Annotated in this window: 14 protein-coding genes; 6 read left to right on the top strand and 8 right to left on the bottom strand. The window is 68.7% G+C overall.

Annotated features, from left to right (window positions below):
• Positions 1-157 precede the first annotated feature (157 nt).
• On the top strand, positions 158-805 hold the full coding sequence (locus RBJ65_RS07410) for a hypothetical protein (protein WP_306316457.1): 648 nt from the start codon (positions 158-160) through the stop codon (positions 803-805).
• On the opposite strand, the gene RBJ65_RS07405 is transcribed toward RBJ65_RS07410, so the two are convergent.
• A complete protein-coding gene (locus RBJ65_RS07405; protein WP_306316458.1) occupies positions 717-1220 on the bottom strand; it encodes an ATP-binding protein in 504 nt (167 codons plus the stop codon). The genes RBJ65_RS07410 and RBJ65_RS07405 overlap by 89 nt on opposite strands.
• Positions 1221-1386: 166 nt before the next feature.
• Between RBJ65_RS07405 and RBJ65_RS07400 the strand changes: the two genes are divergently transcribed.
• Together RBJ65_RS07400 and RBJ65_RS07395 are read left to right on the top strand one after the other, a co-directional pair.
• Positions 1387-2238, top strand: coding sequence for a helix-turn-helix transcriptional regulator (locus tag RBJ65_RS07400; RefSeq protein WP_306316459.1), 852 nt, complete (start codon positions 1387-1389; stop codon positions 2236-2238).
• Positions 2235-2423: a DUF397 domain-containing protein gene (locus RBJ65_RS07395; RefSeq protein ID WP_306316460.1), complete on the top strand. Its 189-nt coding sequence runs from the start codon at positions 2235-2237 to the stop codon at positions 2421-2423. The genes RBJ65_RS07400 and RBJ65_RS07395 overlap by 4 nt, the downstream gene beginning before the upstream one ends.
• Here the strand turns inward: RBJ65_RS07395 and pglZ are convergent.
• The 4 genes from pglZ to pglW are packed head-to-tail and all read right to left on the bottom strand — an operon-like array spanning position 2420 to position 17242.
• Positions 2420-5227, bottom strand: a complete 2808-nt coding sequence (gene pglZ / locus RBJ65_RS07390; protein ID WP_306316461.1) for a BREX-2 system phosphatase PglZ — start codon at positions 5225-5227, stop codon at positions 2420-2422. The genes RBJ65_RS07395 and pglZ overlap by 4 nt on opposite strands.
• Positions 5227-9063: a DUF6079 family protein gene (locus RBJ65_RS07385; RefSeq protein ID WP_306316462.1), complete on the bottom strand. Its 3837-nt coding sequence runs from the start codon at positions 9061-9063 to the stop codon at positions 5227-5229. The genes pglZ and RBJ65_RS07385 overlap by 1 nt, the downstream gene beginning before the upstream one ends.
• A gap of 20 nt (positions 9064-9083) precedes the next feature.
• Positions 9084-12695, bottom strand: a complete 3612-nt coding sequence (gene pglX, locus RBJ65_RS07380; protein ID WP_306316463.1) for a BREX-2 system adenine-specific DNA-methyltransferase PglX — start codon at positions 12693-12695, stop codon at positions 9084-9086.
• Positions 12692-17242 carry a BREX system serine/threonine kinase PglW gene (gene pglW / locus RBJ65_RS07375; RefSeq protein WP_306316464.1) on the bottom strand — a complete coding sequence of 1517 codons (4551 nt, stop codon included), beginning with the start codon at positions 17240-17242 and terminating at the stop codon, positions 12692-12694. The genes pglX and pglW overlap by 4 nt, the downstream gene beginning before the upstream one ends.
• A gap of 252 nt (positions 17243-17494) precedes the next feature.
• On the opposite strand from pglW, the gene brxD reads away from it, so the two are divergent.
• The 3 genes from brxD (at position 17495) to RBJ65_RS07360 (ending at position 21737) form a co-directional block, all read left to right on the top strand.
• Positions 17495-18808 carry a BREX system ATP-binding protein BrxD gene (gene brxD, locus RBJ65_RS07370; RefSeq protein WP_372341166.1) on the top strand — a complete coding sequence of 438 codons (1314 nt, stop codon included), beginning with the start codon at positions 17495-17497 and terminating at the stop codon, positions 18806-18808.
• A complete protein-coding gene (locus RBJ65_RS07365; RefSeq protein ID WP_306316466.1) occupies positions 18808-20967 on the top strand; it encodes a DEAD/DEAH box helicase in 2160 nt (719 codons plus the stop codon). The genes brxD and RBJ65_RS07365 overlap by 1 nt, the downstream gene beginning before the upstream one ends.
• A gap of 326 nt (positions 20968-21293) precedes the next feature.
• Entirely contained in the window at positions 21294-21737 is a 444-nt protein-coding gene (locus RBJ65_RS07360; RefSeq protein WP_306316467.1) for an Ig-like domain-containing protein, read from the top strand.
• Between the two features lie 32 nt (positions 21738-21769).
• On the opposite strand, the gene RBJ65_RS07355 is transcribed toward RBJ65_RS07360, so the two are convergent.
• The 3 genes from RBJ65_RS07355 to otnI are packed head-to-tail and all read right to left on the bottom strand — an operon-like array spanning position 21770 to position 24331.
• Positions 21770-22516, bottom strand: a complete 747-nt coding sequence (locus RBJ65_RS07355) for a FadR/GntR family transcriptional regulator (RefSeq protein ID WP_306316468.1) — start codon at positions 22514-22516, stop codon at positions 21770-21772.
• 4 nt (positions 22517-22520) lie between these two features.
• On the bottom strand, positions 22521-23537 hold the full coding sequence (gene denD / locus RBJ65_RS07350; protein WP_306316469.1) for a D-erythronate dehydrogenase: 1017 nt from the start codon (positions 23535-23537) through the stop codon (positions 22521-22523).
• Positions 23534-24331 (bottom strand): 2-oxo-tetronate isomerase, encoded by a 798-nt coding sequence (gene otnI / locus RBJ65_RS07345; protein ID WP_306316470.1) that lies wholly within the window; start codon positions 24329-24331, stop codon positions 23534-23536. The genes denD and otnI overlap by 4 nt, the downstream gene beginning before the upstream one ends.

Raw genomic sequence — 24331 nt, 5'->3', positions numbered from 1 at the left:
TCCGGGCGCCGCCTGGGCGTCTCAGTTCTCACACTATGTTCGGGAGATCTGCGTCGTGTGAGGTCATAACGGCATTGTGAGGCAACTAGGACTGTCGGCGTGACGCATCGTAGAGTTCTGGCCAGGCGTGGTGCCTTCAACGGGCAAGGGGGAGAGCGTGGAGGATCTTCTGAGGGCCGCATCTCTCACTACCTCCCAACTGACCAAGGTGGTAGGTGGGTTCAAAGGTGATGCGTTGAGCATGGTGCGTTTGTCTGTGGACACCGCGGGACGGGTATTCACTGAACTCGACGCGTGTGATGCAGCGATCGACAGCGCGGCCGAGCGTGCGGGGGAGGTGGCGGACCGGCTGCGGGCAGCCCTCGCCGCTGAGGACTCGGATTCGGTTGCTGTCGAGATATCGAAGCTCGACCTGTTGGTAGCGGAGGTGCGCCGTTTCGATGAGCCGCGGCGGCTGATGAACAAGGCGCTCGGTCGTGCCGAGACCGCGGCCCGCCCTCACGCGCCCGTTCCGAGGCTCACAGCGGCCGACCTGCCCGAGGTTCCGTCCTCCTACAGTGACGGAGAGTACGACGATCTTCTGGCCATGGCCGACCGGGAAGTGGAGCTCGCCCCACGGCTCGCGGCAGCCCACGCGGCGCGTATCGCGCGGGTGGGCGGCCACCTGGAAGCAGTGGTCAGGCGGCTTGCGCAGACCGGCTTCGCGGATATGGATTTCACACGCGCCATGATTCGTGAGGCCCGTGGCGCCCATGAGCTCTGGCAGAGCTGCCTGTTGCAGCGGATGAGCCGAGGCGTGCTTTAGCCAGTTCGGCCCACACGGTCTTGCCGCCCGGTGCGTACCCTTCCACGCCCCAGCCGTCGGCGAGCGACTCCACGATGAGCAGGCCGCGGCCGCTCTCGTCGGCGGGGGAGCGGGTGGCCTCCGGGAGCCGGTCGCCTCGGGCGTCCGACACCTCGATGCGGAGGGTGGCGGACGCGTCGTCGAGTGTGAGGGAGATGCGGAAGCCGCGTCCGCGTACGTTCCCATGGAACGCGGCGTTCGCGGCGAGCTCGGCAACGATCTGCTCAGCGCACTCGGCCGTGTCCATGTCCACGTCCCAGGCGCGCAGTTTTTCGGCGGTGAGCAGTCGGGCCAGGCGGGTGCCACGGCGGGTGGCGGAAAGAAGCTGCGTGAATGTGTGCTCTGTGGTGTGGAGTTGGGGTGTTGCTGGGTTCATGGGTGTCACGGTGGTCGTCGCGCGGGGGCGTGCGCCAGAGGTGGACCCCGTACGGTGCGTCAGCGTACGGGCACGTGCTGTGGACAGTACGGTGCTCACGCGATCACTCTGGGTGAGGTGAGCGCGCGGTCGAAGCGCGTCAACTGTCCCTCTGGAGGCGGCGCGTATGACCGACGACGACGTGATGGCCGACGTGGATGCCGAGCGGGAGCCAGGGCCCTCGGACAGTCTGCGAACTTTCGGGGCCGTCGTCCAGGCCCTGCGGGAGTACAAAGGGCTCAGCCGACAGGAGTTCGCGGGTCTCGTCCGATTCTCCAAGCACACCGTGGAATCAGTGGAGTTGGGGCGTCGGATGCCGGACGAGGTGTTCGTCGACCGGGCGGAGGGAGCGACCGGGAACACGGGGGCGTTGAGGAAGGCTTCCGGGTATCTGACGCGTGGTGAGGCGGGGCTCGCCGTGTGGTTCCGGCGGTGGGCGCGGCTGGAGCGGACGGCGGTGAGCCTGTGTACGTATGAGTGTCGCCTGGTGCCGGGGTTGTTGCAGTCGGAGGCGTATGCGCGGGCGACGTTCGAGGGCACGATTCCCTTGCTGACGGACGCGCAGTTGGAGGCGCAGGCGGTCGCTCGTCTGGAGCGGCAGAAGATGCTGCGGGAGCGGCCGAAGGTCCCGTTCAGCTTCATCGTGGAGGAGTCGGTGTTCCGGCGCCGGTTCGGTGACGTGGGCAAGATGCGTGAGCTGATGGAGCATGTGCTGGAACTGAGCGCGCTGCGGAATGTGACTCTTCAAGTGGTGTCGTTGGAGGCCATGTTGCATGCCTGTCTCGATGGGCCGCTCCGGCTGTTGGAGACGCAGCAGGGGCGGCGGTTCGGGTACTCCGAAGGACAGCAGAACGGCCGCTTGATCTCCGACCCTAAAGAGGTGAGCCTCCTCCAGCAGCGCTATGACACACTGCGCTCGCAGGCCCTGGACCCCCAAGAGTCCCGCGGGCTGTTGGAGCGATTGCGAGGAGAGCTATGAGTGGCACGACGGAACTCGCCTGGTTCAAGTCCAGCTACAGCGGCAGCCAGGGCGACGATTGCGTGGAGGTAGCCATCGCCCAACAGGCCATCCACGTAAGGGATTCCAAGGACACGACGCGCCCCCCGTTCGCCGTCGGGCGTGACGGGTGGGCGCAGTTCGTGCGGTACGCGGCTGCGGGTTAGGCGAGTCCGAACTGGGTCTTCAGCCACGTCGGGTTGAGCTTCAGTGTCTTGTTGTCGGGGAGGAGTTCCAGGACCTGGATTCCGTCCGTGTTCAGGAGCTGGGTGAGGACAGTGGCGTAGCCGCGGGCGCGGGCCGGAGACATGTCTGCCGCGGCGGCCACGGCTGTCAGGGGAAGGGTGTTGTTCTCCCAGAGTGCTGCGAGTGCCTGTCGGAGTTTTTCCGGGTCTTGTTTGCGGGGGAGGAGGGCGAGCTGGGCGGTGAAGACAGGGGACGCGAAGAGGTCGTCCAGGAGCTGCTGTGTGGGCGACTGCGGTTGCTCGGAGAGCGGCGAAGCTTCGATCGCGGAGGGCTCGGGTGGTACCGCGATCTCGAAGAGGCCCGTTTCCTGAGGGGCGGGCTTCCTCGTGGTGCTCCGGGGCTTCGCAGGCTTCGCGGTGGGCGCGGCCTCTGTGGCGGGAAGTGCCGAAGTCGTGTGTAGGCGCGGCGCGTCCAGCCTCCACCAGCGCGGCTCGTAGGCGTTTGCGAGCTGTCGCCACCCCGACGGGATCTGCTCACTCGCGCCGTCGGGCAGGTAGGCGAGCACGGGGATCGTGAACTCGGCCGGGTGCACGCCTCCGTGGTATCCGGCGGCCCGGTTGGTGTAGCGGCTATTGGCAGACCACAGGGCGACGATCGGTCCGTCGATCACGCGTGAGCCGGCGAGCGTGATCTCCGCCTCGTCGAGCAGCGGTTCGGCGTCGCCTGCCGGTACCTCGCGATAGCGGGCGTTGACCGCGGTCGGGGTGGGGACCTTCGTGCCACGGTGCTCAAGTACGTGTCCGTGGTCGCTGGTCAGGACGACGGCCATGCCCTGGCGACGAGCTTCGTCGAGGAGGGGTGTCAGGGCGTCGATGTCAGCGATCGACCAGTCCCATTCGTCGAGGCGTTCGTCGTTCCTCAGGCCGTCGTCGACGGTGTTGAGGACGACCGCGAGGTGCGACTCGCCGTCGGTCAGCGCCGCCTCCAGGGCGGGTCCGAAGCGGCCACCGGTGTCGGCGGGGCGGAGGTCGTCCTTGTGGAAGACGGCCGCTTTCTGCCCCGACCACAGCCGTAGAGACGGGAATTCGCGCTTCTCGGTCTTCTGGTCGCCGCGCTGCAGTTTGCCCGTGAGGAGTGTGGTGCGGCTGACGGCTGTGATGGTGGGCAGGGCGGCGGCCATCGCCTGGCGGGTGGGCGGCAGCGTCTTCTCGCCGGTGGGGTCGTACTCGGTCCAGTGCGCCGCGAGTTCCTCGCCGAGCTGTGCCGCGAGAGCGGCGCTCATGCCGTCCACGACGAGCAGCATCAGCCGCCGCTGGGACTTCACGACAGGCTTTGCGACCCGCTCGAGGAAAGTCTCTACCGTCAGCATCGAGCCGGGGGCCGTGCCCGCCGCGGTCCACTCGGCGACCTGCTCGGCGAAGGCACGGTCCATACGACGCCGCACCGCACGCACGTCGGTCGCGAGTGCGTCGTAGGCGTCGGACAGCGCAGGCTGAGTGTCGCCACCCGCGTCCAGGTGCTCCAACGCGCGGTCGGCCCAGGAGAGTTCGGCGTTGTAGTGGGCGAGGGAGTCGGCGATGGTGTCCGGTGTCCACGCGGGTTCGGTGGCCAGCCACTGGACCAGGCGTACGGCCATGCGGGCACGGCCTATGCGGGGTCGGGCGGTCTCGGCGAGATAGTGCGTCTGTGCCTCGCGCAGCGCCGTACGGCAGGCGTCGAGGTCGCGGGCGGTGATGGCCGATCCTACGGCGGCAAGGCGTGCTTCGAGGCCGGTGGGCAGATAGCGGCTGTGGCGTATGGCATCGGTCGCGCCGAGGTGTTCAGCGAGCCGTTCGGCATCCGGGGTGATCTGGGCGAGCAGTTGTGCGTTGCGTGCGACGAGGTTCTCGGCGGCTGCCCCGTAACGTCGCATGGCCTCATCGGGGAATTCGCGGCCGAGAATGTTCTCGGCCCGGCCGCGCGCCCGGAAGACTTCTGGGCCTGCCGGCGCATGCTGCCACAGGGCGGCGGCGACGAGCCCGAACGGCAGGGCCACGGAAGGATCGTCGTGCTCGACGATCGACAGCAGGACGTCGGCGGTCTCGCCGGCCTGGTCGACCTCGGCGAGGAAGTGCCGCAGGCCGGTCCGCTCCCCGTCGCGCAGTGCGCGGTAGGTACGTGTGCCTTCGGAGGAATGGCGGCTCCACAGCAGCAGCGAGTCGATGTCGAGCTGGGAGTCCGCATGGAGCACCAGCCGCCGTCGTGCGAGGGCTGTGAGGGCGTGCGTGCGGGACAGGACCTGTCGGTTGAGGCCGGACCAGCCGCCTGCAGGGGTGGCTTCGAGGAGCGACTCGGCCACCCCCCAGGTCTCGTCACCGAGCCGCGGGTCGATGCCGGAAGCCGTGAAGGTCTCGCGGATCAGGTCCCAGTTGTCGACGTGCTGGATGGAGTGCCGGTATGTGCGTACCAGGATGCCGGGGTCGAATTCGGCGTCTTCCCGGTCAGTGAGGAGGACGAGCAGAGACGGGTCATTCGCCGAACCGGGGGCGGGGGAGTCGAGGTGGCCGAGCGCCTCCTGGTAGACGGCGAGTACGGACGGCGCGGCGGCCACTCGTGCGCGGCGACCGCCGTTCCAGGGCAGGATCGCCGCTTCCTCCCACACGGGCGCGGAGCGCAGGAGGACAACACGGCGATCTCCGCCGTCCGGCTCCCGGGCCTCCTTGAGCAGCGTTCGCTGTCCCGCGAGGTAGTTGGCGACGGCGCTCGGCGTGAGGCGGGCGACGCCCTGGGCGGCCTCCGTCGACATCAGTCGACCACCTTCCACGTGATCTCGATGGTCCTGCCGGGGTGCGCGGCCGTCACCTGACGCACGGTCTGCTCGACCTCGGTGGCGCTGCCCTGCACGGAGCCCGTCCTGGCGGTGGTCTCGACCTTGGGGTGCGAGGTGTCGGTGGTCAGCTGCACCTGGTCGGCGGTGGGGGTGGGCTCGCTGTCGGCCGGCGGTTCGGTCCGCTGCTGCTGTTGCCGCTGGACGGCCAGGGCCTGTGTGATGGCCCGCTGGGCGCGTGGCAGGGAGTCCTGCAGCTTCTTGCTGAACTGGTCCTGGCCCGCGTCCTCCTGGAGGGTGGTGAGGGCGTCCATGCCGGTGCCGAGTTCGAGCACGTCCCAGGAGGCGTTCTGGAGGGCGGACGCCACTACGCGTGCCGTTGTGACGGACGAGCCGAGCCGTTCCGGGGTCAGCTCGCCGAGGTCGAATGCGGCGAGAGCTTCCACGACCCGCTTGGCCCCGCGGCCCTTCTCGGCGTGGAGCTCCTCGAGCAGCGCGAGTCCGCGGTGGGCGGTGTGCAGACGCCCGGTGACGGCGGTGTCGTCGAGGCCGAGGAAGTCCGTGCGCCGCTCCAGCTCGCCCACCAGCTCGCGGTTGAACGGCAGGAGATTGTCGACGTGCGTACGGACCAGCTCGGCGAAAGAGTTGACGATCCGCCCGCGCAGCTGCACCGGGGCCTTTTCGCCGAAGATCTTCGCGTACCGCTCGCGGGCCGTCTCCCAGTCCGTCTCGGAAGGCAGGGGCTGGCGCCGCAGCGCCCAGCCGTCCTTGATCTCGCCCGGCTTGAGGTCGGCGACAGGGGCACCCCCGATGACCCACACCCGGTCCTCCATTTCGCCGTACGCGGCCGCGACGAGCTGCTGGAGGTGAGTCGGGAGCCCCATCCGCTGCGGTTCGTCCATCCACGTGGTCAGCGAGGCGTAGCCGATGTCCGCGGTGGGGTCGTTCTTCGCGAGTCGATTGAAGTGGTCGCGCCAGTAGTCGCCGAGGGTGAAGTAGCTCTCGCCCATCGTGCCGAGCTTGAGCGGCTGCGCGACCGTCCGCATCAGCGCCTGGTCGCCGCGCGCGACCTCCGCCTTGCTCTCCCGGGTTCCGGCGGCCCCGCTGACGTATCCGAGGACGGTACGTGCCTGAGCGGGGGTGACCGCCTGCGCGCCCAGGTCGGGGTGGGCCGGGTACTGCCAGGCGAGCATCTTGCCCACGATGTCGCGGATCGCGTCGCGTGGCGCCGCGCTCAGACCAAGGGTGGGCGTGGGTGCGCCCGGCCTGGTGGCGATGTGGTTCGAGAAGTCGTCGAGGACGTCCCCCTCCTGCTTCTTCGCCAGGCCGTACGCCTGCTTGAAGGCGGTGATGACGCGGTCGCGGAGGGTGTCGGCCTGCGTGGTGAGGAGTCCCCTTGCCCGCACGCGGTCGTCGGCGCCGAGGTGGGCGGCGAACCGGGAGTCGAAGTCGCCGCCGCTGTTCAGGACCCGCTTGATGATCACGTACCGGTTGAAGTCCGCGTACATGGTCGTCGTCATATGGGTGGGCGCCCAGGCGAGGGAGTGCTGCACCTCGGGATGCCGCTCCCAGAAGCCGTTCATGCGGTTCAGGTCCTCGCGCGGCCCGAACTCGCCCTCGTCCCAAGGGAGATCGACGACCAGCCGCCAGGTCTCGTCGTCGGTAGGGGTGAGCGTGGAGTCGGTGGTCTCGTCCTTGTCGGCGATGTTGGCGAAGACGACCTCGGCGCGGCGCTTGCTGCCCCGCCACGTGAAGTCGAGGGTGTCGTACGCGTCGAAGCCGCTCTGCGCCTTGGCGGGGGTGAGCCCGAACTCCGTGCGCAGCAGCTCGACGGCGGCGTCGTGCCGGTAGCGGGGCTTGTCGAAGGCCTCGCGGCCATTGCGGACGACCGAGTCGATGTCCACGCCGGAGAGTTCCAGACGTACGGTCATCGTCGCGCCGTCGCCCGCGAGTTTGATCTCGGGGATCCGGCCCGCCCACTCCTTCAACTTGTTGATCAGAGCGGGGATTTCGCCCCCGGGAAGGAGGGCCTTGATGGTGCCGGCGTTGAGGGCGAGGAGCCGCTTCACCGTCATGTTCTGGAAGGCGGGTGCGGCGGGTGCGAGGGCGGACAGGACGAGGGTCGACATCAGCCGGTTGTCGTCGGTGAACTGCTGGAGCCGGCGGGAGAGGTCGTCGTCTTCGATGGCGTCCGGGTCGCTCTGGTATGTGACCACCTGCTTCTCCTCGACCCGGTGCTGGTCGAGGAGGTACGGGCGCATCGAGTTGCGGTACAGCCGGTCGGCCTCCTCGAACACCGCGCGCAGCTCGTCGGTGAACGGCTTGTCGCCGCCGCCCGAGATCAGCCCGTAGATATCGCCGAGCGGCACCAGCTCGCCTACGCGCAGCAGATTGCGGCGCTTGGCAAGAAGCTCGCCCATCAGCTTCAGGCCGGTACGGGAACGCTGCAGGGCCGAGGACAGGTGGACGAGGGTGTCCATGAAGGTGGGCGAGAAGGGGTACGTGAAGCGGAATGCCTTCTCGGTGGCACCCACGTTGTTGCCGTCGCCACCCAGGAGTTCGTCCCAGAACTTGGCGTTGGTGGACTTCGCCTTCTTGAACGCCTCGCCGATCGTGGCGTCCGCCTCCGTCGACAACGGCCTCAGGAGACGCGCGTGGGCGATCTCCGGAAGGTTGCGGTCCTCCAGGCTGATGCGGTCGAACCGGCCCGAGGCGAGCTCCAGGTTGTCGACGATGGCCCGCTGGTAGCGGCCCCCGTCCTCTGCCGATCCGACCAGGTCGCGCAGGTCGCGCTGACGGGCGATGAACGACACGACGGGGACGGCACGGCGTTCGTCGCCGCCCTCCACCAGGTTCGTGATCTTCGCGGTCTCGCGGGACACGAACTCCGAGGACGAGATACGGGAGGCGAACCACAGGATCAGCTCGTCGAGGAAGAACACAACCCCGTCGTAGTTCAGGCTCTTCGCGTGCTCGGCGATCACCGAGAGCCCGCGGTCGAGGCTGATGAAGCCGCCGTCCTGCTCGACGGCACGCTCCGCGTAGCCGGGCAGCACCTTGGCCGTGTCCTGTGCGAGGCGAGCGCGGAGTTCGGCGGGGGTGGACGGGTTGGCGGCGTCGAACTTCTGGCCGACCTCCAGTTCCTCGGCGGCCATCGCCTCGTCGAGGAGGTCCGCGGTCCAGGCGAAGGCGGCGCCGAACTCGCCCCAGTCGTCGGTGCTTTCGGCCTGGGCGGGCGCGGCGCCTGCCAGGAACCGGATCACTTCGGCGTCGCCGAGCCGCTCTCGCATGGAGTCGAGGTCGCGGAACATGGCGTCGGTGCGGTAGACGCGGGGGGTGTCGGCGTCTTTCTCCAACTCCTTGATCCGCTTGACGTACCCGCCGAGGATCCGCTGCTCCATCGACTTCGCGTCCAGCATGTGCACGGGCACCATCAGGAACCGCCGGTCGCCGTCCTGCAGCCACCCGTTCTGGGCGAATACCGGGTCGAAGTCGGTGTTGTCGCGGGCGGTTGGGGCCTGGTTGAGCAGGGCGTGCAGGACGGCCATGAAGTGGGATTTACCTGCACCGAACGAGGCGTGCAGGTAGGCGGCCTTCGAAGAGTGGCTGTCCACCGCCGACTTGATGATGGCGAGGGCCTCGTTGAAGTGCTGGACGAGGTCATCGGTGACGACGTACTCGTTCAGTGCCTTCTCGGCGCCATCGGGGGTGGTGGCGTCGGCGAGCTGGAGGACGAAGTCGGAGCTGGACACCTCCGGCTTGATGTTGATCAGTTCTCGGAGGAGGGGGGTGCCGTTTGCGGGGCTGGTTGCCATGTCTGTGCCTCTGTCCCTGCTCACTTCGTCTTCTTGGCGCGACCGCCGCGTGTCGCCGCCGTGGGCCGCCAGGCCCGGATGTCGTCGTCGGTCAGCCCGTGCTCACCCTGCAGCGCGAGCCGGAAGTCGTGGTACGCCTGCGCCGCCGACTGGCCGTAGTCGGGGAGGTGTTCGCCGTGCCACTGGTCCAGCCACGGCTGGAGTTCGAGCAGGGCGGCGAGGTACGGGGTGAGTTCGTCCGGCGTCAGCTCGTTCTCGTTGAGGTGGCCGACGATGGCCTGCGCCTGCTGGAGGTGATCCCAGCCGGCCCAGCCGAGGAGGACGGGGGTCTGTACGTTGCTCTGGGCCCCGTAGGAGATGAAGCGTTCCTTGGGTACGTCGAGCTTGCCGCGCTGCGACCAGAAGCTCGTGCGGAGGAAGTCGGCGGAGGTGTACTTGGGCGGTACGGCGGTCGCTTCCCGGATCTTCCGCTTCTCCGGCTCCGACTCGGCGGCATCCTCCTTGCGCTGCATCTCCCAGGTCCGCTCCCAGTCGGCGCGCTTCTTGAGGCCGGTGGGCTTGTAGCGCAGGGCGGAGGCGGCCGGGACGTGCTGGTCGCTGACCAACTCGGCGACGGTCTTCGCGAAGTCGGCGCGGGGTGCGTAGAGGTTGAGGACGGTGGCGAAGTCGTCGTCCTCCTGGAGGCGGTCGGTCAGGCGGGGGAGGGAGATGAGGGTGGGCTGGTCGGCTCCGTCGAACCACAGGTCACGCTGGGCCTCGATGCGGTCGAGCAGCCAGGCGCGGAGGGCTGCCTTCTCCATGGCATCCCAACCGGCGGTGGCCCAACGCCGCTTGTACTCGGGGCGTTCGACCATGCCGATCGCGGAATTCGATTCCATCGTCGCGATGCGCTGGTTGACGATGTCCTTGTAGGTGGCTGGCCAGTGGGCCGGGAGTTCGGTGAGGGGTGTGGAGTTGTGGCGCGTGAACCATTCGGACGATGCTTCGCCGCGCTCGATGGCGCGGGCCAGGACGATCTCGAAGGCACGCTCGCCGAGGGCCAGGGGCGGGACGTCGTCCGGGGTGGCGGGGCGGAGGTCGGTGTCGGTGAGGCCGTAGAGGGCGTAGACCTGCCAGTCCAACTCTTCCTGGAGGGCGATCATTTGGGCGCGGGTGGCGGTGTGGACGGCGCGGGCGTCGTGGAGAGATGCAGCGGTGGGGGTGGCCTTGGCCACTACGGTGGTGGCGGAAAGATGCTGGGCGGCGGAGTCGAGGGCGGTGGCGATTCCGGCTGGGTACGTCGATGGGAGGGGAAAATCGCTGACGTTCGCGCCGTTGAACTGGTAGTTCCACGACCACGGCTGGTCAGCGATGCCGCTGGAGGCCGTGGCATTTCCTTTGCAGAAGCAGACCAGTTTCAACCAGACAGCAGCTGTCGAGCTGTTGAGTACGCCGAGCAGCTGGAGATGTTCCTCCTCGGATGCGCCTTCTCTTAGTTTGATGACTGGCGCGGTCTGTTTGAACACTTTCCCGCCCCGGTCCAACACGAAGTGATTATGCGTTGCTACCTCAGCAAAGCTGATTGCGAGTGGAGTTTTGTACGCCGAGGCGGTGTGCTGCATGTAATCCCACCAGCCCAAGCCTGCGTCCCCCATGTCCCCTTGAAAAGTCTTGCGAGCCGCCAGCAAGGTTCGCATTGGCCAAAGATCGGAACGCAGGTCGTCCAGATTGACTCCCGGGGTGTACGGGTACCAGATCAACTGATCTGGAGTCGCACGCCAATCACGAACGGCTTCTCCAACCATTAGCGGACGCAGCGCTGAACGGTCGCTAATCGTCCTGATCATGCGGCGATTGGGGCGGGTATACGCTTCATCAGCACCCGCGCGAATGGCCCGACCGATAGGAGGCTCGATGACTGCCTTCAACGGCATGGTGTCGCCAGCGTTGAGCTGCTCGTTGAGTTCGGCACCGCCATCCGCCAGGATCCACGGTGCCTTGGCGAAGTAGCGGTTCTGCCTGAGGTCTGCCACGGATACCCACTGGCTCTTGGAGCCGGGCTCGTCGATCTGCGTGACGATCGCCCGCCAGACCAGCCCTTCCTCCGGATTTTCCGGAGTTGAAGGCTCTCCCTGTACCAACCGCACCGTACGAATCGTGTCCCCGCGCCCACGTGTCCAGTCGCGGTTGCGGCCGACGAGGATGACCGTAGGGGTGCTGTGACCTGGGATATACGCGCCGGACGAGTCGATTACCTCAGTCAGTTCCACCGTGTCGCGAAAGTAGGACTCGATGAGCCTAGTTCCGAACTCCCGCTTCATGAAGGAGTTCGCTGTGATCTGGCCGACCATGCCGTAGCCCTTGCCGTCGGATCCGCCCTGCTTCGCCAGCTCGAAGAAGCGTTGAGCGAACGGCACCGACAGCGCGTATGTTCCCTGGCAGGCGTCGTAGAGCGACCGGTACAGCTCGTTGAGCCTCTTGTCCTTGACCGTAATGTATGGAGGGTTCCCCACAACCACGTCGTACCGACCCTCGTCCAGAAGGTGTGGCCGGTCCTGAATGTCCTCAGTCGCGTACTTGAACTCGGCCAGCGGGTCGGCCTCGTCCGTGAATAGCTGGTCCGTCACCTGGCGCGGCTTGATGAGGGAGTCACCCACCGCCAACTGCATGGGCCACTCGATCCCCGCAGCCTCCCCCAGAGTCCGCACCCCCGCCGCCGCCATCGCCGCGATCAGCAGCCGGAACCGCGCGATCGCCACCGCGAACGGATTGACGTCCACTCCGTGCACCGAATCCAGCGCCCCGCGCACCCGCGCATGCGCGTCCAACTCCGGCCGCCGGGAAGCCCATTCACGTACCAGCCGCCGGAAGGCACCCAGCACGAAGTGCCCCGACCCACACGTAGGGTCGATCATCTTGAGGCCCTCGACGCCGCCCCGTTCCCGGACCACCGGGTTCATCGTCCGGTCGAGGATGAACTCCTCGACGAACTCCGGGGTTTGAAGCAGCGCGTAGTTCTTCCGCGCGGCCTCGCTCAGGTCCTGGTACAGGTCACCCAGGAACCGCGTATCCCACCCCTTCGTTCCGTCGGCGTCTTCGTCCTCCGACAGCGGGTCCGTGAAGTCGTGCACCAGGACCGACGCGCCGGTCTCGCCGTCGTCCACCATCCGCTGCCAGAAGCCCCGCAGCGCTCCCGCACCCTCATGCGAAAGCGGGATCTGCCGCAGCGGGTTGTGCTCCGAGAACAGCAACTTGCCCGCCGGGCCCGCCGCCAGCTCCTCGAAGGCCCGCTCGAACCAGCCTCGGTATGTGGGGTCCTCCGTCTTGTCCACGTACTCGTCGTACCGCGCCTGCGCGACTTCCCGCCCCGCGATGTCCGGTGCGGTGATGTACGGCTCCGGCACCAGGCCGTTGTCCTCGACGAACCGTACGAAGACGGTCCCGAGCACCCACGCCACAGCCACCTGCGTGATCCGCTCGTCCAGCCACGACTGCCACGTCGCCGCAGTACGGCCGACCTTCTTCGACGCGTCGTACTCGGCCCGCAGCCGGGCCCGAACCTCGTCCTCGCGCTTGACCTGGCCCTCGAGGTCCGTCTCCGCCGCCTTGACCTGCGCCTGCAGGTCGGAAAGCAGCGCCTTGCGGTCGATCACTTGGTGGCTCCTTCGAGGGCGGTCGGGTCGTTCGGTTCGTGCATGAGGGTCCAGGACTTGGGGATGGGGATCCACTCCTGCTGGACTTCGAGGTACGGGACGGGGCGCCCGGCGAGCTTCGGGACGGCGGTCTCGTCGTCCTGGGCAACCAGAACCCACAACGGTCGGCCGCCGCGCCGGGCGAGCGCGGTCAGCCGGTCGAGAACGTGCATGCCGTCATACCGGGCGAAGACGGCGGCATCGGTGAGCAGGATCGGGGTGGCCCGGCCGTCACCGGAATCAGAATCCGTAGCCGAATCGGAAGCCGCCAACTCCCCTTCCAACACACCCTGCACGGCCTGCCACACCGCCCCCACCAAGTTCGTGAACCCAGTAGGCCGCTGCGCAGCCGGAAGCACGTCCGCCTTGACGATGACGTCCCACCTCGGCATCGCCCGCCCCTCCGTGAGTTCGCCCCGCAGCCCCTTCAGGAACAGCTCGGTGACCGATACACCCCGCGCCCCGTACAGGCGGTGCAGCTCCCGGCCCACCACCGGCGCGGTCCGCGCGCGCACAGTAAGGACCCGGAAGCCGTCCTGTCGCGCGGCACCCGACAGTTGCGTGTCCGCCCGGGCCGCCGTCGATTCCCGGTCCAGGAGGCCGCCCGTCCCGGAACCGCTGCCGCTGAGGGCAGACGTGTACGACAGGGCTGCCTCGAATTTCCTGGGCAGGAAGGCCTTCTTCTCGGCCACGTACTTGAGATCGAAGCCAGCCTCGCGCAGCTCCTTGAGTAGCTGCTCGGGCCGGTCCTTCATCCCCTGCACAGCAGCCAGGCCGGGGAAGCGGTCATTCACCCGCTCAAGAACCTCACGCAGTGGCAGCCCCGGCTGCTGCTTCTCGGGTAGCCCCGGCAGGATCTGCACCAGCCCCGCCTGCGTGAGCCGAAGCGCGCGAACGAGACCCAGATCGCGCGGGTAGATCTCGAGACGTGGGGACAGCGCGGCGTTCTGGCTGGCCTGGGCCGCGAGGTTGGCGACGCGGCGGTTGTCCCAGGGGAAGTCGCCTTCGGGCAGCTTCACCGCGCTCAGCTCGGCCAGGACCGTGCTGGAACCCGGAAGGGAGGCGCGTCCCGCGAGCCGGTCGGCAGCGTCGCCGAGGCGCTTCACATAGCTGAGCAGTGCGGGTGCGGCCGGGGTGTCAGGGCCGTCGGCTTCATTGTCCGGGTCCACCTCAAGGGCCAGGAAGCCCGCGCGGCGTACCGGATCGGTTGCCTTGTAGGGGGCGAAGTGCTGAAAAGCCCTGCTGTCGACCGGCAGTTGCTGCTCGCGTTCGATCAGCGCGCGCAGCACAGCGAACGCGGCTGCCCGCCGTACCTCCGGGCCCCCTTCGGAGTAGCCGCGGGTACCGAGCAACCAGCCGGCGAGGGCGTCCACGGAGGCGACCCGGCCGAGCGCGCCGAGCTGCTCCAACACCGCCGCACGTACCTCCTCCAGGCCCTCGTCCTCGGCCCAGCGCTTGCGGAGCTTCTTCAACTCACCCGAGATGGTTGCCTGGTTGGCGCCGGCAGCCTCCGCGGCCTCGAACTGGCGCGGCCATACAGGGAGGTCGGGCAGTGTGCCGTCCGGGCCCGGCGCGCGCAGCAGGTGCACGGCCACCTCGTGCAGCCGCTTCGTCCTCCCGGAGGCCGGGGGGATGATCCGGGCGAGCAGATGGTCGATGTCCTGTGCGTCGGGCCGTTCCTCGACCATGCGCTCGAGGAGCTTCTCGACCGGTGTCTCCGCCTTTCCCCCCGCCGGAGCATCGGGCTCCTGCTCGGGCTGTGAGCCGAGCCGGGCGCGCCATTCCTTCTGCCGGCGCTGGATCTCCGTACGGGTACGGGCGCCGAGCCCAGGCCGGTTGATGAACCTACGGCTGGCCAGGTCGAGGAACTCGCCGACCGTGGTGAGTTTCATGTCGCGCAGGATCGAGTACGCGGACGGTGTGAGGCCCGCACTCACCAGGGGGGTGTCGCGGGTGGCGAGCTCGGCCAGCTGGTCGCGCAGCTCGGCGGGGTCGGCTTCGCCCACCGGTGCAAGGTCCTGCCCTTGCCGCCCCTGCCGCCGCAGGGACTCGTGGCCGGAACTGGCGGCCAGGCGCTGTGCGTCCTGGAACACCCGCTGCCAGGACGTGCGCATCTCCCGCAGGTCTTTGTGGCGCTCCTTTGCGTTCCGGCTCAGTGCTTTGCGGAAGAACTCGGTGAGCCCGTCGCGCAGTTCGTCCTCGAATCCCTCCGACGCGACCGTCGGGTACGGCCACTCCTTGGGCTCCGTCATCCGTGGGGTGACGGAGCCATCGCCCCACTGCGGCAGCTCGTTCGACGCCATCTGGTGCAGCGTCACAGCGAGTGCGTACCGCTCCGCGGTGTCGTCGTACAGGTTCCGCATGACCGTGCCGACGAACGGGTCGAGGTAGCCGGACGTGCCCGCCCCGGTCTCGCGGGCCGAGACGGCGGCCAGCGAGAAGTCCAGGAGCAGCGCCTGCTTGGTGCCGTTGGGGCGGATACGGATCGCGATGTTGTCCGGCTTGATGTCGCGGTGCCAGACGCCTTCGCCCTCCAGGTAGTAAAGGGCGTTGAACAGGTTGTCGCTGTACCGCTCCAGTTCGTCCATGGTGAGACGGCCCTGGCGGCCCAGGACGCGCGCCATGGTCTCGTCCCGTGCCGTGCGGTCGTCGCGCTTGTCGTCCGCCTCGGCCTTGATGTTGCCGACGTACTCGGTGGCGAGGACCGTGCGCCCGCCCACGGTGAACGTGCCGGGCACGAGCAGGCGGATGATGCTCGAGTCCCGCAGCCGGCCGAGCGTCTGCGCCTCGCGCTCCAGCGCGTCCGACTTGTCGTCGTCGAGCGCCACCTTCAATACCGCGAAAGCATCGTTCTTTTCCTGCTGTTCGTCGAGTACGAGCAGTGCGCGCGCCGTGGAGCCGGTACCGAGGCGACGGCGCACCCGCCACCGCCCCTGAAGGAGCGTGCCGGGTCCGACCTCCAGCGGGTCGAGGTCGTCGGCTACTTCTGGTTCCGCTCGCTCCTCGTCCTGCGCGGGAGCAGGAGGCCGCAGGTCCTCCTCAACCTCCGCCAGCATTTCGAGGAAGTCGCCCACCGCGTCGAGCCGCCGGTCAGGCTGCTGGGCGGTGGCAGCGTCGATGAGGTCGTCGAGGAACGTCGGGATGCCGTCCTGGACCGCGGACGGGGCGAGCCGCTCGCCGTTCTCCACGCGCGCCTGCAGTTCCGCACGGGTCGTGGCGGGGGAGTTGCCGGTGGTGAGCAGATAGGCGAGCGTGCCGATGCCGTACACGTCCATGCGCGCCGGGTCCGCCTTCGGGGCGGTCAACTCCGGTGCCAAGTAAGGGTCCGAGGCGTCGTCGACGTTGCCGCCCGAGACCGTGGACGGCGCCACGGAGACTCCGCTGGAGGTGACCGTACGCGAAGCCAGCTGCCAGTCGGAGATCTGCACGAGGGGCCGCCGCCAGCGCTCCTCCTCACTCAACTCGCGCCCCGCATCGCCCCTGTAGCGGGGGATGACATGGATCGAGCGGGGCGTGAGAACGCGGTGGTAGAGCCGCTTGCCGTGCGCGTACTTCATCGCCTCGGCAAGCTGGCGGATGATCGCGAGCCGGTCCTCAAGGTTGAGCTTCGCGCCCCACCTGTCGAGGAACTCGTCCAGGTGCAGCCTCTCCGGATGGTGGTCGAAGGTGAGCGCCGGGCCGGCATCGTGGTCGGAGGGGTAGTAGTCACGGATGCGCACCACGCCGCGGTGGTGGATCCGCTTCAGCGTGTCGGCCTCCCGCCTGGCCGCATCGAGCAGTGCCGCTCGTGCCTCGCTGCTCGAATTGCGGGGCCGCAGGTGGACACGTACCCGAACGGTCTCGGACAGCTGCTCGTGCCTGCCCGCGTAGTCGGCCCACGTGGCACCCGTGTCGAAGGGCCGCTTGTCCAGGATGAACGGCCCGACCTTCGCCTCCCTGACCACCTGCTCGATACCAACCTTGGCGAGCGCCTTGCCGATGGCGGCGCTGTCCTGAGGCGTGATCCTGAACCGGTCCTCGCGCGGCGGCAGCCGGAGCTCGTCGAGAAGGGCGGGTACCCCGTTGTAGATGTGCGCGGCGAGCTCGTGCGACGGCAGCGCCACGTCGAGGCCGTCCTCGGTGAAGCACACGCCCTCAGTGATGTACACCTTCGCGCCGTAGCGGCGCAGCAACGAGGCCAGCTCCTTGGACTTCTGGTTGGTGAGCCGCAGCGGATCGCCGAGCCCCCTCCCGTGCCCGTGCCGGTTCCCCGGCGGGATCTGCACCCACTGGCCACCGCGCCGCTCCACCCGGCCGTGCAGACTCTTCAGCTCGATCATGTGCACGCCGCCGGGGGCCACGACCAGCAGGTCGACCTCGCGGACGTGTCCCGTCTGACTGACGAAGGTGAAGTTGGACCATGCCCGCCACGGACCGTCGTCCGGCAACGGCGTGAGGATCCTCTCGAGGGCCGCCTGCTCATGCGGATACTCGGAAGGAGCGACGGCCGTCCAGCGGCCCTTCTTCATAAGCCTGACTCTCCGATCCCGCACGGCTCCTTCATCAGGGCCGGCCCCGGTAGGCGGTGAACGGTCACATGGGGCGGAACGCAGCGTCATTCCCGTAGCCAACCCCGTTCGATTGTACGGGTGCGATCACTGTCTTTCTCCCTTGTTACCCGCCCTGCACACGGGCCCTTCGCCCTGCGGCCGCAGGACGTAAGCCCCTCGCGCACACAGAGCCCGAGCAGCACACGGGTCGGGTTTGCGAGGATGGCGCCTGTGAATGACGTACGAGGTCAGGTCAGCGCCGTACGACGGCGGGGTGTCGTGGATGCGCTACGGCGGGGGGCCGTGCCCGAGCAGGGGCTCGATCTGCTCGCGACTGGGCTCGACCGGTTCGCGCCCGCCCTCGATGAGGAACTCGGCACCGTCGCGGGCGGCGGCTCCGTCTTCAAAGCGGTGCGCGGCGAGTACGGCTCCGGCAAGACGTTCTTCACCCGGTGGCTCGCCGAGCGCGGCAAGGCCCGCGGGTTCGCGGTCTGTGAGATTCAGGTCTCGGAGAACGAGACGCCGCTGCACAAGCTCGAGACCGTCTATCGGCGGCTCATCGAGCGGCTCACCACATCGGCCTTCCCGGCGAGCGCGATGCAGCAGGTCGTCGACGGCTGGTTCTACGCACTGGAGGAGGACGCACTCGCCGACGGAGTGGCCGAAGAGGAGCTCGGCGACGCCGTCGACCGCTTGATGTCGGCGCGGCTCGCCGAGGTGTCCCGGCATGCACCGGCCTTCGCCGCCGCACTGCGCGGCTACCGGCAGGCACTCGAAGCCGGCGACGAGACCTCGGCCGCGGCTGTCCTCGCCTGGCTCGGCGGGCAGCCTCACGTGTCCGCCGCGGCGCGCAAGGCCGCCGGTGTGCGAGGCGACCTCGACCACTTCGGAGCCCTGGCATTTCTGCAGGGACTGCTGACCGTCCTGCGCGACACCGGGCACGCCGGGCTCATCGTCGTACTCGACGAGGTGGAGACGCTGCAGAGGGTCCGCTCCGACGCCCGCGACAAGGCCCTCAACGCGCTGCGCCAGCTCATCGACGAGGTGCACTCCGGACGCTTCCCCGGCCTCTACCTCGTGATCACCGGCACCCCGGCCTTCTACGACGGCCCCCAGGGGGTGCAGCGGCTGGCCCCTCTCGCCCAGCGACTCGCCACCGATTTCACCACCGACCCGCGCTTCGACAACCCGCGTGCCGTGCAGCTCCGGCTTCCCGGCTTCACCGAGGAACGCCTCGTCCAGCTCGGGCTGAAGATCCGCGATCTGTACGCTGCCGGGGCGAGCGATCCGGCGCGGGTGGCGGAGGTCGCCGACGAGGCGTACATCGGAGACCTCGCCAGGGCCGTCGGCGGGCGTCTGGGCGGAAAGGTCGGCGTCGCCCCGCGGATCTTCCTGAAGAAGCTCGTCGGAGACGTCCTCGACCGTATCGATCAGTTCGAGGACTTCGACCCACGAGTGCACTATCAACTCACCCTGTCCGGGAGTGAGCTGACTGATGTAGAACGCAACGCGGCGGCCGCCGACGACATCGACCTGGAGCTGTGATGGCGCAGGACTCGGCGGATCGCCCCCCGGAGCCCGTGGACCGGCCGGACCCGCTGGACCGACTGCATCCCGTACTTCTCCACCACATCGTCAACACCCTCGGCTGGCCCGACCTGCGACCCCTGCAGAAAGCCGCGATCGACCCACTGATGGACGGCGAGGACGCCGTGCTGCTCGCTCCCACTGCGGGAGGCAAGACCGAGGCCTCCTCCTTCCCGCTCCTCGCGGCCATGGAAACCGGTGACTGGCACGGCACCTCGGTGCTCTATCTCGCCCCCCTCAAGGCGCTCCTCAACAACCTCGAACCGCGCCTCCAGACCTATGCGGGCTGGCTGGGCCGCACGGCGGGACTGTGGCACGGCGACACCCAGGAAGCAGCACGCAAACGGATGCGGGTCGAGAGCCCCGACATCCTGCTGACCACCCCCGAATCCCTCGAAGCGCAGCTCATCAGCGAGAAGACCGATCACAAGCACATGCTCGGAGGGGTGCGGGCCGTGGTCGTTGACGAGGTGCATGCCTTTGCTTCGGACGACCGCGGCTGGCACCTGCTGGCCGTGCTCGAACGCCTCGAGCGCCTGGTGGGGCGGCGCATCCAGCGCATCGGACTGTCCGCCACCGTCGGCAATCCCGAGGATTTGCTGCACTGGTTGCAAGGGGCAAGTTCGCATGAGCGTGCGGGCCGTGTCGTCGCGCCCGGCGTACATGTCAAGGTGCGCGAGGGAAGCACACCGCCGCCCGGCGACGTCGAGCTCGACTACGTAGGCTCCCTCGACAACGCCTCCAAACTCATCTCAGTCCTCCACCGCGGTGAAAAGCGTCTCGTCTTCTGTGACTCCCGGGCACAGGTCGAGGAGCTCGGCGAGAAGCTCCGCATCCGCGGTGTCACGACGTACCTCTCCCACTCCTCCCTCTCCCTCGACGAACGGCGCCGTTCCGAAGAGGCCTTCGCCGAGGCCCGCGACTGCGTGATCGTCTCCACGTCGACCCTCGAACTCGGCATCGATGTCGGCGACTTGGACCGCGTCATCCAGATCGGCGCCCCCGACACTGTCGCTTCCTTCCTACAGCGCCTGGGGCGCACAGGGCGACGCTCCGGGACCGTGCGCAACGCGCTCTTCCTCGCCGTCGAAGAATCCGACCTCCTCAAGGCCGCGGCGCTGCTCCTTCTCTGGGGCCGCCACTGGGTGGAACCGGTCGTTCCGCCGCCCCAGCCACGCCACCTTGTCGCCCAGCAGATCCTTGCCGCTGCCCTGCAGCAGCACACCCTCGGCGAGAACACCTGGTACGAGGAGTGGAACGGTCTCGCCCCCTTCGACAAGAGCGCGGCGCCGATCATGAAGTACCTGGTCGGCGAGGGCTTCCTCGACAGCGACGAAGGGCTGCTGTTCATCGGCCCCGAAGCCGAGAAAAACTTCGGCCGCCGCCACTTCATGGACCTCACCGCGGCCTTCACTGCCCCGCCACAGTTCACCGTCTACTTCGGCCGCAAGGACCTCGGCACCATCGACCCCCGGCTCCTTCTCGAACAGCGCGAAGGGCCGCGTCTGTTGCTCCTCGGCGGTCGCAGCTGGCAGGTCGGCCACATCGACTTCACTCGCCGGCGCGCCTTCGTCGAACCCGCCGACGGCGGTGGCCGTGCACGTTGGGACAGTTTTGGCCTCAGCGGCCTCTCCTTCGCACTGACCCGCGCCATGCGCGACATACTCCTTGGTGCGGACCCGCCGGTGCATCTCACCAGGCGTGCGCAGGCTCGCCTTTCCGAGCTTCGTGAGAACCGGGCTTCGCAGGTCAGCGCGTGCGGGACACTCCTGCTCCGCGAGGGCGAGAAGCTCGAGTGGTGGACCTGGGCCGGCTTCCGCGCCAACGCCGCACTCGTTGCCTCCCTCGGGTCCCTCGCCGATCCTGTACAACAGCCCGATGACGAGCGGATTCGTCTCAATTCGGAGATGACACCGCAGAGTTGGCAGGCGGCCTGCGCTGATCTTGCGGATCACTTGGTCCTGCCCGAGGTCAACCCCCGTGCCGTACGCGGACTGAAGTTCTCGGCCGCCCTGCCCGAGGACCTAGCCGCCCGCACCATCGCCGCCCGCCTGGCGGACTTCGACGGTGCTCGATCCGTCCTCGACGAGGCGGTGCGCTGGGAGGTTCAGCGGTGATTTGCTGGAGGTCCCGACGAGGACTCTCCGTGGGAGCCTGAGCGCTCCACCGTCAACAAGCGTGTCGGGTCGTCCGGACCTGTCCGGTGATTCAACCCATCTCACCCCGTAGGCCTCACCGAATCCACGCGTTGCGCTCCCGGCTCTGCATCTACGTTGACGCTCCACGCGGCGATCCACTGGTGCGTGCGTCTATCCATAGCTAGGGGCAGTCCCTGGTGACACACACCAAGTCCCCTGGACACGCCCACGCCAACGGTCCTTGCCCCGCCGCTCCGCCGATTCGTACATTGCGGGCTCCAATCCGACAAAAGGGGTAAATGGTCATGAGGCGCTCAATTATTGCAACGTCGCTCGCTGGTGCCCTCCTCATCGGTGGGGCCGGGGCCGGGGTCGCGCAGGCGGCGGCGCCGGATGCCGGGTTCCAGAGTGTGCCGCGCAGTTCGGTGGCGAAGGAGGCGTCGATGCTCGACGTCACCGACGCGCGCCTCGACGTGACGCAGCTCAAGGTGACCGACGTCAAGGCGTGGCTCACCGACGACCAGGGGGACCCGATCGCCGGGCAGCGGGTGTACTTCCAGAGCTCGTCCGGGCGTGAGCTCGGCACGGCCGTCACCGACGAGTCCGGTGTCGCGGACCTCGGCTCGGTGCCGATCGAGCTGGGGCCGGGGATCGTCGACGAGCTGCTGCAGGGCTACGACGCCTCGTTCGCCGGGGATGCCACGCACTCCGGCGCCGATGCGCACGGGCAGATTCAGCTCGCGGTCTGAGGACCGCGGGAACGGGCCGGCGCGGGGGCTGCTCAGGCTCCCGCGTCGAGGTCCACGGCGAGGCGCTCCGCCTCGTCCCAGAACTCCGGGTCCGCCTTCTGGAGGCGGGTGGCCGCCTGCTTCATGTGGCGGCGGGCCGCCGTGCGGGCGGCCTTCGCGTCGCTGTTCTCGATCGCGGTCAGGATGGCCTGGTGTTCGCTGCGGACCGCTTCGAAGAAGTCGTCGCGGCGGGCCTCGTTGGCACGCGTGACGCGGATGCCGCCGCGGGACACCTCGCCGAGGTAGCGGACCGTGGAGACGAGGACCGGGTTGCCGGTCGACTCGGCGATGGAGCGGTGGAAGGCGAGGTCCTCGTCCGTGCCGTCGCCGCCTGCCGCGACCGCCTCGTCGATGGCCTCCAGCGCCGCGCGCATGCGGGCCACGTCGGCCGGGGTCGCGCGGGTCGCCGCGAGGTGGGCCGCCTCGGCCTCCATCGCGCGGCGCACCTCGACGATCTGGAGGACCTTCGCGAGCGTGCCGTCCGCTTCCAGGTCCAGGGGACGGGTGCGGCGGGGCAGCACGAAGACGCCGCGGCCCTGGCGGGGTTCCACCAGGCCCGCGTTGCGCAGCCGGGAGACCGCCTCGCGGATCACGGTGCGGCTGACGCCGAGCTGCTTGACGAGCTCCACCTCGGTCGGCAGCTTGTCGCCCGCCGTCAGCCGCCCGGACTCGATCTCCTCGGTGAGCATCGCCGCGACGCGATCCGCGAGCCGCACGGGTCCGTCCACCTTGTTGAACATGGGTTCAGTCTATCGGCGCCGTCACGGCGGCCGCGTGGTCGGCCGCGTACTGGCGCACCACCGAAGCGAAGTCCGGGTCGGGGCCGAGGCCGAGGGCCGCCGCACGGGTGTTGTCGAAGGCGGCGGGCCACGAGCCGACGATTCGCTCGACCGCCGGGTCCGGCGCCACCGTCACGAGGTCGGCCGCCGCGTCGCCCGCCACCGCGCGCAGCGTCGCCAGCATCTCGGCCACCGTGACCGTGAGGGCGGGGAGGTTCACCGGTACGTTGCCTGTCAACTGGCCGTCCCCCGTGCCGCGTTTGGCTTCGGCCACCCGGAGGATGCCCTCCACCGTGCGGCGCGGCGAGGCGAGCGCCACCCGGGTGTCGGGGCTCACCGGGCACGTCGACGGGGCGCCCGCGAGGGGTTCGCGGACGATGCCGGAGAGGAAGCCGGAGGCGGCGGCGTTCGGCTTGCCGGGGCGCACCGAGACGGTCATCAGGCGGGTGACGCGGCCGTCGAGGTAGCCGCGGCGCGTGTACTCGGCGACGAGCTGCTCGCAGATCCGCTTCTGCACGCCGTAGCTGGACTGAGGGGTCGGCAGCGTCGATTCGTCGACGACGGGCGGCAGCGGGAGTGCCGCGTCCGAGCCGTAGACCGCGACGCTGCTGGCCAGGACGAGTCGTACGGAAGGTCCGCCCGCCTCCGACTGGGCGCGGGCCGCTTCCAGGAGGGCGCGGGTCGTGTCCAGGTTGGCGGTCATGCCGAGGTCGAAGTCGGCCTCGCACTCCGCCGACACCGCCGCCGCGAGGTGCAGGACCACGTCCACCGGGCGGGCGAACAGCTCGCCGAGGCGCTCGGTGAGGTCACCCTTGACCACCTCGACCAAGGGGTCCGAGGTCAGCGGTGACTCGTCAGGGACGAACCTGTCGGCCAGGGTGAGACGGTCGATGGGGCGGCCGTCGAACGTGCGCCGCTCCAGCAGTGCCTCGGCGACCTGGCGGCCCAGGAAGCCGAAGCCGCCCGTGATGACGATCCTCATGCGTGCTGTTCTCCTTGGATGTGCTTCAGCCAGCCGAGGCCCTCGCTCGTGCCGGCCTTCGGAAAGTATTCGCAGCCGACCCAGCCGGCGAAGCCCAACTCGTCGACCACGGCGAGAAGGTGACGGAGATTCAGTTCGCCGTCGGCCGGTTCGTGGCGGTCGGGGACGCCCGCGATCTGAAGGTGGCCCACGCGGCCCGTCGGCAGGTCGCGGCGGAGCGTGGTGGTGAGGTCGCCCTCGACGATCTGGCAGTGGTACAGGTCGAGTTGGACCTTCAGGTTGGCGGCGCCGACCTCCTGGACGACGGCGTGCGCGTCCGACTGACGGTTCAGGAAGTAGCCCGGCATGTCGCGGGTGTTGATCGGCTCGATCAGGATGTCGACCCCGGCGGAGGCAGCCTTCTCGGCGGCGTACGCCAGGTTCGACAGGTACGTGTCCCGGCACGCCGCCCGTGACACACCCTCCGGCACCAGGCCCGCCATCATGTGCACGCGCGGGCTGCCGAGGGCCGCCGCGTACTCCAGGGCCCGGTCGACGCCCTCGCGCACCTCCGGCTCGCGGCCCGGCAGCGCCGCGATGCCGCGCTCGCCGCCGTCCCAGTCGCCGGGCGGCGCGTTGAACAGGACCTGGCGCAGGCCGTGTTCGTCGAGTCGGGCACGGAGGTCTCCCGGCTCGTACGCGTACGGGAAGAGGTATTCGACGGCCTCGAAGCCGTCCGCCGAGGCCGCGGCGAAGCGGTCCAGGAAGTCGTGCTCGGGGTACAGGGTGGAGAGGTTCGCCGCGAACCTTGGCAT

It is taken from the genome of Streptomyces sp. KL109B (assembly GCF_030766935.1).
In the GTDB taxonomy this organism is placed as follows: Bacteria; Actinomycetota; Actinomycetes; order Streptomycetales; family Streptomycetaceae; genus Streptomyces.
Note: the sequence above shows the minus strand (reverse complement) of the source record. Positions and strands in the feature narration are given on the sequence as shown.